This is a genomic window from Streptomyces sp. NPDC048751 (genome assembly GCF_043198595.1).
Taxonomy (GTDB): domain Bacteria; phylum Actinomycetota; class Actinomycetes; order Streptomycetales; family Streptomycetaceae; genus Streptomyces.
This window is the reverse complement of record NZ_JBICUX010000002.1, coordinates 678923-691573: the sequence shown is the minus strand read 5'-3', so window position 1 is coordinate 691573 and position 12651 is coordinate 678923. Positions and strand designations below refer to the sequence as shown.

The window sequence follows — 12651 nt, the reverse complement described above, 5'->3', positions numbered from 1 at the left end:
GGTCGAACGCTCTTCAGCACAGCCGTACCGCCTCTCCCGCCCCCTCCGGCCAGGCCGTCAGGGGAGTGAAGCCGCGGTGGCCGCACTCGCCGAAGACCTTCACCGGGGCGCCGCCCGAGAGGGCGACCAGGCGCCACAGGCCGGGTCGGGAGCACGCGGCGGGCGTGAGGGGGAGGGCCGAGTCCGCGTCGGCGTCCGCCAGTTGCCACGAGTCGCCGTCCGGGGCCGGTATGACCCGGTCCAACGTCACCGGGACCGAGTCCAGCCACGGGTCGGCGCGCAGGGCCTCCCCGTAGCGGGCGGCCGCCTGAGCCGTCGTCACCCCCGGGGGCCGCAGCGCGGTCGGCGCGGGCGCCGCGAACCTCTCGCCCAGGGCCGCACGCCGCCGGCCCGCGCCCGGATACGCGGACACCTCCGCCTCCAGGACCAGCCCGACCGGCAACGTCAGCTCGGGAGCCCGGCCGGCGGCGCCGTAAGAGAGGAGCAGGACCGTGCGGTGCGACTCGGCGCCGTGGAGCCAGACGCGGCGGGTGGTCAGCTTCGCGTCCCCCGTGTCGTACTGCGCGAGGACCAGCCAGCGGTCGCGCACCGGCGGGCCGTCCGCCGTGGTCGGCAGGCCGACGCGGGAACGGACCGTCGCCGCGAGACCGGCGGGGAGTCGCTCGCGGCGCAGCCAGCCCTGGTCGAGGAGATGCAGCAGCGCGCACTCCTCCAGCAGACGCACCGGCCAGCCGGGCCCGGAGGACGGGATCGCGCCCAGCTCCCGCACGCGTGCGGCGAGTCCCGGCGCCTGCGCGTCGACCATGCGGGCCGCCGTCTCCTCCCACAGCCCGTACCCTGCCTGCTCCGCCGAGGCGAGCCCGCCGCGCAGCAGGTCCGCCAGGCGCTGCTCCAGCTCCGTCGCCCCGGCGGTGACCCGCTCGGCCCGGCGCTCCGCCCTGCGCCGCGCCGCCTCGGGGTCGGCGGAGCCGGACGCGGAGCCCTCCGGGCCGGCCGCCCGCTGTTCCTCCGCGCGCCTGCGCCGCCCCGCGAGCCACGGCTCGGCCCAGTCCGGCGCCTGCCGCCCTCGAGGCACCGCCCCCTCCGCGCCCGACCAGAGCAGCAGCAGTCCGAGCGCGTGCTTGCACGGGAACTTGCGGCTCGGACAACTGCAGTCGTACGCGGGACCGGACACGTCCCCGAGATCCACGACCGTCTGGTACGGCCTGCTGCCGCTGCCCTTGCACAGCCCCCACACCGCCCCCTCGGCAGAACTGCCCGTCTCCGACCACGGCCCGGCCGCGCCGAGTTTGCTGCCCGCTTTGCGTGACGCGGTGTCAGGCGCGAGTGCCAGCACCTGGTCCGCACTCCAGCGCACCCCCTGCTGAGTCATGCCATCGAAGGTAGATCCCCCCACTGACAATCGACCCCGTGAGCGTCCACCGCGAGGCGTTTCCGCAGGTCGCAAAGCATTGTCAGTGGCGTGGTGCACGGTGGACACCAGATCCGAACCGGCCGAGCTGGAGGGGGCCTCAGCCATGTCTGTGTCCGTCGACCCGACGTTCGTGGAACCGAGTGAGAAGCAGCCGACCGAGGCGTTGCGCCCGCACGCCGAGGACGCCTTCGCCGGTGAACTCGCCGCGCTCGCCGCCCAGGACGACCGGCCGCGCCCGGCCCGCTGGAAGCTGTCGCCGTGGGCGGTCGCCACCTATCTCCTCGGCGGCACCCTGACGGACGGCACGGTGATCACACCGAAGTACGTGGGTCCGCGCCGCCTCGTCGAGGTCGCCGTCACCACGCTCGCCACCGACCGCGCCCTGCTCCTGCTCGGCGTGCCCGGCACCGCGAAGACCTGGGTGTCCGAGCACCTGGCGGCGGCAGTCAGCGGCGACTCGACCCTGCTGGTGCAGGGCACGGCCGGAACCCCGGAGGAGGCCATCCGCTACGGCTGGAACTACGCGCAGCTGCTCGCGCACGGACCGAGCCGTGGCGCCCTCGTCCCCAGCCCGGTCATGCGGGCCATGGCGGAGGGGATGACGGTGCGCGTCGAGGAGTTGACCCGCATCCCGGCCGACGTGCAGGACACGCTCATCACGATCCTCTCCGAGAAGACGCTGCCGATACCGGAGCTGAACCAGGAGGTGCAGGCCGTCCGTGGCTTCAATCTGATCGCCACGGCCAACGACCGCGACCGCGGCGTCAACGACCTGTCCAGCGCCCTGCGCCGCCGCTTCAACACGGTGGTCCTGCCGCTGCCGGATAGCGTCGAGGCCGAGGTGGACATCGTCTCGCGCCGCGTCGACCAGATCGGCCGCTCCCTCGACCTGCCGGCCGCGCCCGACGGCGTCGACGAGATCCGCCGCGTCGTGACCGTCTTCCGCGAACTGCGCGACGGGGTCACCGCCGACGGCCGTACGAAGCTGAAGTCGCCCAGCGGCACCCTGTCGACGGCGGAGGCCATCTCCGTCGTGACCAACGGCCTCGCCCTCGCGGCCCACTTCGGCGACGGCGTGCTGCGGGCCGGCGACGTGGCCGCGGGCATCCTCGGCGCCGTCGTACGGGATCCGGCGGCCGACCGCGTCGTCTGGCAGGAGTACCTGGAGGCGGTCGTGCGCGAACGCGACGGCTGGAAGGACTTCTACCGGGCCTGCCGGGAGGTGAGCGCGTGAACCACGGGGGGCGTGCGGTGAGCGGGGAGCTGAGCAACGGCAGCCGCGAGGGCGGCGACGGGGGCGGCAACGGTGGTGACGACTCGAGTTGGCTCCGGAGGGGAGGGGGACGGTATGGCGACGGCGGGAGTTGAGGGGGACCGGGGTGCGGGCTTCGAGGCAGGGCCGTTGCTGCTCGGGGTGCGGCATCACGGGCCGGGGTCCGCGCGGGCGGTGCGGGGTGCGCTGGAGGCGGCGCGGCCACGCGTGGTGCTGATCGAGGGCCCTCCCGAGGCCGACGCGCTCATCCCGCTGGCCGCCGAGGAGGACATGCGGCCACCGGTCGCCCTCCTCGCCCACGCCGTCGACGAGCCCGGCCGCTCCGCCTTCTGGCCGATGGCCGAGTTCTCCCCGGAATGGGTCGCGATCCGCTGGGCGCTGGAGCAGGGGGTTCCGGCACGGTTCATCGACCTGCCGGCCACGCACACGTTGGCGTGGGAGAGGGGAGCGGAGGAGGAGGCCGACTCGGGCGAGGGCGTCCCTGTTCTTGACGACGTACGTGTCGATGTTCGTGTCGATCCACTCGCCGCCCTCGCCGATGCCGCCGGTTACGACGACGCCGAGCGGTGGTGGGAGGACGTCGTCGAGCACCGGGCGGCGGCGGGGGAGCGCGACGCGTTCGCGCCGTTCGTGGTCCTGGAGGAGGCCATGGGGGCGCTGCGGGAGGCCTACGGCAGCGGGGGACACGACCGGGACCTCGTGCGGGAGGCGTACATGCGGCTCCAGGTGCGGGCGGCGCGGCGCGAGTTCGGGGACGCGGTGGCCGTGGTGTGCGGGGCCTGGCACGTGCCCGCGCTGCGGCGGAAGGTCGCCGTCGCCGCGGACCGGGCCCTGCTGAAGGGGCTGCCCAAGGTCAAGGCGGACATGACGTGGGTGCCGTGGACGTACCGCAGGCTGTCGCGGTTCAGCGGGTACGGCGCGGGCATCGACTCGCCCGGCTGGTACGGGCATCTGTTCGCCGCCCCGGACCGGCCTGTCGAGCGGTGGATGACCAGGGTGGCGGGGCTGTTGCGGGCGGAGGACCGGATCGTGTCCTCGGCGCACGTCATCGAGGCGGTGCGGCTGGCGGAGACGCTCGCGACGATGCGTGGCCGCCCGCTGGCCGGACTGAGCGAGACGACCGACGCGGTACGTGCGGTGATGTGCGAGGGCTCGGACGTGCCGTTGGCGCTGGTGCGGGACCGGCTGGTCGTGGGGGACGTGCTGGGAGAAGTGCCGCGGACGGCGCCTGCGGTGCCGTTGCAGCGTGACCTCGACCGGCTCCAGCGGCGGCTGCGGCTCAAACCGGAGGCGCGGGAGCGGGAGGTGGAGCTCGACCTGCGCAAGGAGACCGACGCCGAGCGCAGCAGGCTGCTGCACCGGCTGCGGCTGCTGGGTGTGGGCTGGGGGGAGCCGGTCGTCTCGCGCGGCAGCACGGGTACGTTCCGGGAGACCTGGCGGTTGCGCTGGGAGCCGGAGTTGTCCGTGCGGGTCGCCGAGGCGGGTGTGTGGGGGACGACGGTGCCGGCCGCCGCGACCGCCAAGGCGGAGGCGGACGCCGTGGCCGCGCGGGGCCTCGCCGAGGTCACCGCGCTCGCCGAGCAGTGTCTGCTGGCCGGCCTGTCCGGCGCGTTGCCCGCCGTGATGCAGGCCCTCGCCGACCGCGCGGCGCTCGACACCGACGTCGGTCACCTCGCCCAGGCCCTGCCGGCCCTCGTCCGCTCCCTGCGCTACGGCGACGTACGCGGCACGGACACCGGCGCGCTGGGCGAGGTCGCCGAGGGCCTCGCCGAGCGCGTCTTCGTCGGCCTCCCCCCGGCCTGCGCCGCGCTGGACGCCGACGCGGCGGAGGAGACGCGGGGCCATGTGGACGCGGTCCACACGGCGGTGGGGCTGCTCGGTGACACCTCCGCGCCGCACCAGAGCGACCTGCGCGGCCGGTGGCGGGCCGTGCTGCGGGTGTTGTCCGGGCGGGACAGCGTGCCCGGGGTCGTACGCGGGCGGGCCGTACGGCTGTTGCTGGACGACGAAGGGCTGGGGCAGGAAGAAGCGGCGCGGCTCATGGGGCTGGCGTTGTCTCCGGGGGCGGCGCCGGGGGACGCGGCCGCGTGGATCGAGGGGTTCGTCGGGGGCGGGTCCGGGGGCGGGATGCTGCTCGTGCACGACGAACGGCTCCTCGGACTGGTCGACGCCTGGCTGACGGGCGTGCCGGCGGAGGCGTTCACGGACGTACTGCCGCTGCTGCGGCGGACGTTCTCGGCGTACGAGCCCGGGGTGCGCCGGACCTTGGGCGAGCTGGTCCGGCGGGGGCCGGGGGAGCGGGGGAGTGCGGTGGGGGCGGCCGCCGGCATACCCGGCTTCGCACCGGAACTCGACGCCGACCGCGCGGATGCCGTCCTGCCCGTGGTGCGGTCGCTGCTGGGACTCGACGGTGACCGCGAACAAGCCGAAGACAACAACCTTGCGGGGGTGGCGGGATGACGACCGAAGCACTGGTGCAGCCGGGGGAGGCCCATGGCCAGGTGGTGGCGGCCGGCCGGGACGGGCGCGGGCTCCGCGCGGAGGACCGCCCGACGACGACGGTGACGGTGGTCCCGTTGTGGGACCGGCGTCGCACGGAGGTGCGCGGATGACGGTCGAACCCATGGATCCGGCACAGGAGCGGCTGCGCCGATGGCGGCTGGTGCTCGGGGGCGACGCGGCGGACGGCACCGGGTGTGCGCTCGCCGGACGGGACGCCGGGATGGACGGAGCGCTCACCGCGCTCTACGGAAAGGGCGACAGACCGCAGTCCGGAAAGGACCGTTCGGCGGGGCTGGGGGCGTCGGCGCCGTCCGTGGCCCGTTGGCTCGGGGACATCCGGACGTACTTCCCCTCCTCCGTCGTCCAGGTCATGCAGCGCGACGCGATCGACCGGCTCGGGCTGTCCACGCTGCTGCTGGAGCCCGAGATGCTGCAGGCGGTGGAGGCCGACGTGCACCTCGTCGGCACCCTGCTCTCGCTCAACAAGGCGATGCCGGAGACGACGAAGGAGACGGCACGGGCCGTCGTGCGCAAGGTCGTCGACGACCTGGAGAAGCGGCTCGCCACCCGCACCCGGGCCACCCTCACCGGCGCCCTCGACCGCAGCGCCCGCGTCAGCCGGCCGCGCCACCACGACATCGACTGGAACCGCACGATCGCGGCCAACCTCAAGCACTACCTGCCGGAGTACCGGACGGTCGTGCCGGAGCGGCTCGTCGGTTACGGGCGGGCGTCGCGGTCCGTGAAGAAGGAGGTCGTCCTCTGCATCGACCAGTCGGGGTCGATGGCGGCGTCGGTCGTGTACGCGTCCGTGTTCGGGGCGGTGCTCGCGTCCATGCGGTCGATCGACACACGGCTCGTCGTCTTCGACACGGCGGTGGTCGACCTCACCGACCAGCTCGACGACCCCGTCGACGTCCTCTTCGGCACCCAGCTGGGCGGCGGCACCGACATCAACCGGGCCCTCGCGTACTGCCAGTCGCAGATCACCCGGCCCGCGGACACGGTGGTCGTGCTCATCAGCGACCTCTACGAGGGCGGGATACGCGACGAGATGCTGAAGCGGGTCGCGGCGATGAAGGCGTCGGGGGTGCAGTTCGTGGCGCTGCTCGCGCTGTCCGACGAGGGGGCTCCCGCCTACGACCGGGAGCACGCGGCGGCGCTCGCGGCGCTCGGCGCACCGGCGTTCGCCTGTACGCCCGACCTCTTCCCGGAGGTGATGGCCGCGGCGATCGAGAAACGGCCGCTGCCCGTCCCGGACACGGCGTGACCTGACGATTTGTCGACCGAATTCGGCCATCGAAATCCGGACATGCCTACCCATCGGTAACGGAGGGCTTGCGCAACCTCGGGCGTCCCGTGCAAGGATCGACGCCTCGTCAAGCGGTGCGCCTCGCTCCGCCGTACGCCGTACGTGAGGACGATCCCTCTCTTGATCTGGCCAGCAGCCCTGTCCGGTGCCGCGCTGCGCGACCTGCGCACAGCGGCCGGTCGGCGTGCGCTGGAAGTGGCGCTGCTGGTGGGCGGCTTGTTCGTGCTCGGGTTCCTCTGCGGAGCGCAGGCGCACGCGGCGGAAACCACGACGACGGCGAGCACAACGACGGCGAGCACGACGACGGCGAGCACAACGACGGCGAGCACGACGACCGTTGCCGCCCCGGCGGTGACGACGTCGACCGTGACCGGCCTGACGGGGAGTGCATCGGCGGGGCACGAGGAGCCCGTGGCGGAGGTTCCGTCCGTCGACAAGGCCCTCCACCCGGTCCGCGGACTGGTGAAGTCCGTCGCTGACGGTCTGGCGGAGGCGCAGCGGCAAGTGCCGCCGCTCCCGCCGGTGTCCTCGGCGCCTCCACTGCCCGACCTGCCGGGCGCGTCGGACGGCACCGACCTTCCCGGGCTGCCCGCGCTTCCGGGGCAGGTGCCTCCGAAGCCGGTCACCTCCACGCCACTGCCTGCCGGGCAGGCGCCGCAGACGTCGCACCCTCCGGTTTCGTCCGCGGACGAGCGGGGCCAGACCTCGCACCGGCATGCCCATACGGCGGCGACAGCCACCTACGGGCCGCTCCCGGCCACCGTACGGGCGGGAGACACCGCCCACGCCGACACCTCTCGCCCCGCTCGCCCCGGGCACGTACCCGAGCAGCACGCGCCCGGCGGTGGTTCGAGCGGCGTGCTGGTCGGCCAGGCGGCGCTGGGCAACGGCACGTCGCGGCACGGCGACGGGCACGCCGTCACCCCCCGTCATCCGGTGCAACCGGCGCTCATGCCGGGCACCACCACGCGTACGGACGCGACCGGTACCCGGGACAGGTACCGGGACATTCCCGTCTTCCCCGCTTAGGGCAGGCCTCCCCGCGCCCGGACCTGCCGCGCGGGGGCGGCACAGGTCTGCCCGCCCACCGGAATGTCTCCAAGCCTCCCGAAGTCCCGGATTCCCTAAGGATCTGACGTACGCATGAACAAGAACATCCGCCGTTCCATCGTCATAGCCGCCGGTGTCACCGGAGCCTGGGCGCTCGGCTCCACCGTCGCCAGCGCCGATGAGCTGCCCGTCTCCTCCCTCTCCCTCACGGACCCGACGGCCGACGCCGACGCCGGCACCGTCGAGCACGTGCACCGCTCCCTCGACGCCGAGGTCACCGCCCCGCAGGTCACCGCCCCGCAGGTCACCAAGGTGCGGGGCGCGCAGGCCATCAACGGTGCCCGGGCGGCCCGTGCGGCGCAGCACAAGGCGCAGGCCTCGGCCCGGACCACGGCCACAGCCACAGCCACGACCACGGCCACAGCCACGACCACAACCACGGCCGTAAAGGAGAAGGTGAAGGAGAGGACGACCGACGCCACCACCCCCGTCCCCACCTCCCCGCAGCACGGCATCGACTACCTCTTCGGCCCGCTCTCCGCCTTCGCCCCGGAACTGGACGTGGCCCAGGCCGGGGCGGCCACGACCGACGCCGTCGTCCCGCCGATCGCGGGCGCCGCCGTACGCGGGGTGCTCCCGGTGGCGGACCGGGCCGTGACGGGTGCCGCGCCCGTGGCCGGCGGCGCGGTGACCGGCGCACAGGGCACCGCAACCGAAGCCGTCGCGGGCGTGCGACGCACCGCCGCGGGAGCCGTCACCGGCGTCCAGCACACCGCCACCACAGCCGTCTCCGGCGTCCGGCCCGTCGTCGGCGGTGTCGTCGCGGACGTACCCCCGTACGCCACCGGCCTCGTCGGCCAGGTCGCCGACGACGCCACCGCGGCCGTACTGCCGCCGGTCGCGAACACCGCTGTCCACGGCGTCGTGCCTGTTGCCGGGCAGGCCGTGGTGGACGCCGGTGGGGTGGCGTACGGCGTCACGGGGGACGTCGAGGCCTTCGCGGGCGGGATCACCTCCGGTGTGCCCCCGCTGGCGTACGGGGTGACCGGGCAGGTGGGGCCGTTCGCGGAGGGGGCCGTGGGGGACGTGCCGCCGTTCGCGCAGGGGGTCACCGGGTCCGTCGAGCCGGTCGTCGACACGGTGACCGACACCGTGCGGCCCGTCGTCCACGGTGTCGGCGGCAGCGCCACGGCACTCGCGTACGGCGTGACCGGCGACGTGGCCCCGTTCGCGGGCGGGGTGGCCGGCGAGGTCGGCCCCTTCGCCCACGGCGCCGCCGGTCAGGTCGCGCCCTTCGCGCAGGGCCTCTCCGGAACCGTCGGGGACACTGCCGCTCCGCTGGCCCATCACGCCGTCACCGGCACGGCGGGCGTCGCCGACTCGCTCGCCCCCGCCGCCGGTCACAGCACTCCGTACGGCATCTGACAGCCGTACGCCGTCGACCCCGCGCGACACAGTCCCGGACCGGCCGAAAACCGTCGGCCGGTCCGGGACGAGACCGCGCGGACCGGGCCGGATGGTCCCCATTGGGGTGGGGATCGCCCGGCCAGGGGCCCTTCGGGGCCGTTCAAGGGGCCTCACCGGGCCAACCCCAACCCGGTGAGGCCCCGCACCCGCGGCACGCTGTGCCAGTGAGGGCGGCATCATGTGACAGGTATCACCGCTCAGGTGTGACCACCGATTTAGAGACCCCCCGCAAGCGGGGATAACCTGCGAGACGGACATGCCGCGCGCTCGGACACCGTGTGCGCCTTCCTAGTGACTGGCGGACGTCACGTTGCCCATCGCGGCACGCCCACGCATCCAACGAACCGCGAGATCACTGATAGGGACGGAAGCGCGTGGACCTGTTCGAGTACCAGGCGAGGGACCTCTTCGCCAAGCACGATGTACCGGTGCTGGCCGGTGAAGTCATCGACACGCCTGAGGCGGCCCGCGCAGCCACCGAGCGCCTCGGTGGCAAGTCCGTCGTCAAGGCTCAGGTGAAGGTCGGTGGCCGCGGCAAGGCCGGCGGCGTGAAGCTGGCCGCCACCGCCGACGAGGCCGTGGAGCACGCCACCAACATCCTCGGCATGGACATCAAGGGCCACACGGTCCACAAGGTGATGATCGCCGAGACGGCTCCCGAGATCGTGGAGGAGTACTACGTCTCCTTCCTCCTCGACCGTGCCAACCGGACCTTCCTCTCCATCGCGTCCGTCGAGGGCGGCATGGAGATCGAGGAGGTGGCGGAGACCCGCCCCGAGGCCGTCGCCAAGACGCCGATCGACGCCAACGTGGGCGTGACCCCCGAGGTCGCCCGCCAGATCGTCGAGGCCGCGAAGTTCCCGGCCGAGGTCGCCGACAAGGTCGCCAACGTCCTCGTGACCCTGTGGAAGACCTTCGTCGAGGAGGACGCCCTCCTGGTCGAGGTCAACCCGCTGGCCAAGGTCGCCTCCGGTGACGTCATCGCCCTGGACGGCAAGGTCTCCCTGGACGAGAACGCCGAGTTCCGTCAGCCGGAGCACGAGGCCCTCCAGGACAAGGAGTCGGCCAACCCGCTCGAGGCCGCCGCCAAGGAGAAGAACCTCAACTACGTCAAGCTCGACGGTGAGGTCGGCATCATCGGCAACGGCGCGGGTCTCGTCATGAGCACCCTGGACGTCGTCGCGTACGCCGGTGAGGCGCACGGTGGCGTCAAGCCCGCCAACTTCCTCGACATCGGCGGTGGCGCCTCCGCCGCCGTCATGGCGAACGGCCTGGAGATCATCCTCGGCGACCCGGACGTCAAGTCCGTCTTCGTCAACGTCTTCGGCGGCATCACCGCGTGCGACGAGGTCGCCAACGGCATCGTGCAGGCGCTGAAGCTCCTCGAGGACCGCGGCGAGGAAGTCACCAAGCCGCTGGTCGTGCGTCTGGACGGCAACAACGCCGAGCTGGGTCGTCAGATCCTCTCCGACGCCAACCACCCGCTCGTGCAGCGCGTGGACACCATGGACGGCGCGGCCGACAAGGCCGCCGAGCTCGCGGCTGCGAAGTAAGGGACGAGGGACACCACAGCCATGGCTATCTTCCTCAACAAGGACAGCAAGGTCATCGTCCAGGGCATGACCGGTGCCACGGGCATGAAGCACACCAAGCTCATGCTGGCCGACGGCACGAACATCGTGGGTGGCGTGAACCCCCGCAAGGCGGGTCAGTCGGTCGACATCGACGGCAACGAGATCCCGGTCTTCGGCACGGTCGCCGAGGCGATCGAGAAGACGGGCGCCAACGTGTCCGTCCTCTTCGTGCCGCCGGCCTTCGCGAAGGCCGCCGTGGTCGAGGCGATCGACGCGGAGATCCCCCTCGCGGTCGTCATCACCGAGGGCATCGCGGTCCACGACTCCGCCGCGTTCTACGCGTACGCCGTGGAGAAGGGCAACAAGACCCGGATCATCGGCCCGAACTGCCCGGGTCTCATCACCCCCGGCCAGTCGAACGCCGGCATCATCCCCGGTGACATCACCAAGCCGGGCCGCATCGGTCTCGTCTCGAAGTCCGGCACGCTGACGTACCAGATGATGTACGAGCTGCGTGACATCGGCTTCTCCTCGGCCGTCGGCATCGGTGGCGACCCGGTCATCGGCACCACCCACATCGACGCGCTCGCCGCGTTCGAGGCCGACCCCGACACCGACCTGATCGTGATGATCGGTGAGATCGGTGGCGACGCGGAGGAGCGGGCCGCCGCGTTCATCAAGGAGAACGTGAAGAAGCCGGTCGTCGGCTACGTCGCGGGCTTCACCGCGCCCGAGGGCAAGACCATGGGCCACGCCGGCGCCATCGTCTCCGGCTCCTCCGGTACGGCCGCCGCGAAGAAGGAGGCCCTCGAGGCCGCCGGCGTCAAGGTCGGCAAGACGCCGACCGAGACGGCGAAGCTCGCCCGCGAGATCCTCGCCGGCTGAGTCACCTGCTCGCGTGCCGGTGGGCCCGTCCCCTCTGTGGGGGCGGGCCCACCGGCGTTCTCGGCCATGGCATGTCGTCGCGCGCCCGCCAGGGATTACGGGACAGCCCTCAGCGGGGGAGCGGCAGGACTCTCTCCGGGCCGCCGGCCATCTCCTCCCTCAGCTTGTCCCGTAGTTCCAGCTCCTCCTCCGACAGCGCGCCCAGGGCCACCTTCGGCGGGACCCCCCGCACCGCCTGGCCCGGGGCCACCGGGGGCTCGTAGTGGGTGGGGGCCGTTTTGAGGGCGAGTGCCGTGGTCCCGATGAGGGCGACGGTGAAGGCGATGGCGGCGCGGGTCCAGAAGCGGGCCCGGCCTTCGCCGTGGGTGCGCACTGCCGGGGGCGGGGCGGCGCGCAGGCGTTCCGCGGAGGCCAGTTCGGCGAGGCGTCGGTGGAGCAGGGCAGGGTCGGACAGTTCCGGGAGGCGGGCGGCGACGGCCTCGCGGGCGTGCAGGAGGCGGTGCGCGGTCGCCGGAGTGCTCGCCTCCGCCTCCGCCGCCGTCTCCGGCAGGTCGAGACCGACCCCGTCGTACAGCACGAGCGTGCGGCGGTACGACGGCGGGAGGGCCAGCAGTACGTCCAGCAGGGAGCGGTCGCTCGCGGCGGCGGGCGGCGGTTCGGGGTGCCGGTAGCGGGGGCGGAACCGGTGCCAGGGGGAGAGGGCCCAGTCGTACGCCGTCGCCCGCACCCAGCCCGCCGGGTCGCGGTCCCGTGCCACCTCCGGCCAGCGCTGCCACGCCACTTGGAAGGCCCGCTCGACCGATTCGCGCGCCAGCTCCCGACGCCCGGTCAGGAGATACGTCTGCCGCACGAGGGCGGGGGCGCAGAAGGCGTACAGGGCGTCGAAGGCCTGAGCGGGCGTCAGCGTCTCTGCCCGAGTGCGCCCCTGAGTCCGGGTCAGCCTTCTGACATTCAGCGAGGCCAGCAACCTCGCGTACGCCTCCCCCGTCTGGCCGCCGGGAGTCGTGCGGCCGGTCTCCCATCCGCGCACCGTCTTGCGGGGGACACCCAGTTGCTCGGCGATGTGCGCCTGCGTCAACGCGTTGTCCTCGCGCAGGCGCCGCCGTTCCTTGGGCGGAGGGAGCGGGAAAAAGAACATAAACGTATATTGAGCGACACTTCGATGGTTCTCCTG

At 73.1% G+C, this 12651-nt stretch carries 10 protein-coding genes; 8 read left to right on the top strand and 2 right to left on the bottom strand.

Features of this window, described 5'->3' with window-relative positions; all coding sequences use genetic code 11:
• Window positions 1–13: 13 nt before the first annotated feature.
• Window positions 14–1372, bottom strand: a complete 1359-nt coding sequence (locus ACGFNV_RS10115; protein ID WP_393621017.1) for an SWIM zinc finger domain-containing protein — start codon at window positions 1370–1372, stop codon at window positions 14–16.
• Between the two features lie 145 nt (window positions 1373–1517).
• On the opposite strand from ACGFNV_RS10115, the gene ACGFNV_RS10110 reads away from it, so the two are divergent.
• The 8 genes from ACGFNV_RS10110 to sucD all read left to right on the top strand — a co-directional run bounded on the left by ACGFNV_RS10110 (window position 1518) and on the right by sucD (window position 11477).
• Window positions 1518–2648 carry an AAA family ATPase gene (locus ACGFNV_RS10110; RefSeq protein ID WP_393621015.1) on the top strand — a complete coding sequence of 377 codons (1131 nt, stop codon included), beginning with the start codon at window positions 1518–1520 and terminating at the stop codon, window positions 2646–2648.
• 114 nt (window positions 2649–2762) lie between these two features.
• On the top strand, window positions 2763–5147 hold the full coding sequence (locus tag ACGFNV_RS10105) for a DUF5682 family protein (protein WP_393621013.1): 2385 nt from the start codon (window positions 2763–2765) through the stop codon (window positions 5145–5147).
• On the top strand, window positions 5144–5299 hold the full coding sequence (locus ACGFNV_RS10100; RefSeq protein ID WP_166662300.1) for a hypothetical protein: 156 nt from the start codon (window positions 5144–5146) through the stop codon (window positions 5297–5299). The genes ACGFNV_RS10105 and ACGFNV_RS10100 overlap by 4 nt, the downstream gene beginning before the upstream one ends.
• Window positions 5296–6459, top strand: coding sequence for a VWA domain-containing protein (locus ACGFNV_RS10095; RefSeq protein ID WP_393621011.1), 1164 nt, complete (start codon window positions 5296–5298; stop codon window positions 6457–6459). The genes ACGFNV_RS10100 and ACGFNV_RS10095 overlap by 4 nt, the downstream gene beginning before the upstream one ends.
• A gap of 162 nt (window positions 6460–6621) precedes the next feature.
• A complete protein-coding gene (locus ACGFNV_RS10090; RefSeq protein WP_393621009.1) occupies window positions 6622–7530 on the top strand; it encodes a hypothetical protein in 909 nt (302 codons plus the stop codon).
• A gap of 114 nt (window positions 7531–7644) precedes the next feature.
• A complete protein-coding gene (locus ACGFNV_RS10085) occupies window positions 7645–8976 on the top strand; it encodes a hypothetical protein (RefSeq protein WP_393621007.1) in 1332 nt (443 codons plus the stop codon).
• Window positions 8977–9392: 416 nt separating this feature from the next.
• A complete protein-coding gene (gene sucC / locus ACGFNV_RS10080) occupies window positions 9393–10571 on the top strand; it encodes an ADP-forming succinate--CoA ligase subunit beta (RefSeq protein WP_393621005.1) in 1179 nt (392 codons plus the stop codon).
• A gap of 21 nt (window positions 10572–10592) precedes the next feature.
• Window positions 10593–11477: a succinate--CoA ligase subunit alpha gene (sucD, locus tag ACGFNV_RS10075; protein ID WP_133927558.1), complete on the top strand. Its 885-nt coding sequence runs from the start codon at window positions 10593–10595 to the stop codon at window positions 11475–11477.
• Between the two features lie 109 nt (window positions 11478–11586).
• Here sucD and ACGFNV_RS10070 read toward each other — a convergent pair whose 3' ends face one another.
• On the bottom strand, window positions 11587–12615 hold the full coding sequence (locus tag ACGFNV_RS10070) for a helix-turn-helix domain-containing protein (protein WP_393621003.1): 1029 nt from the start codon (window positions 12613–12615) through the stop codon (window positions 11587–11589).
• Window positions 12616–12651 lie beyond the last annotated feature (36 nt).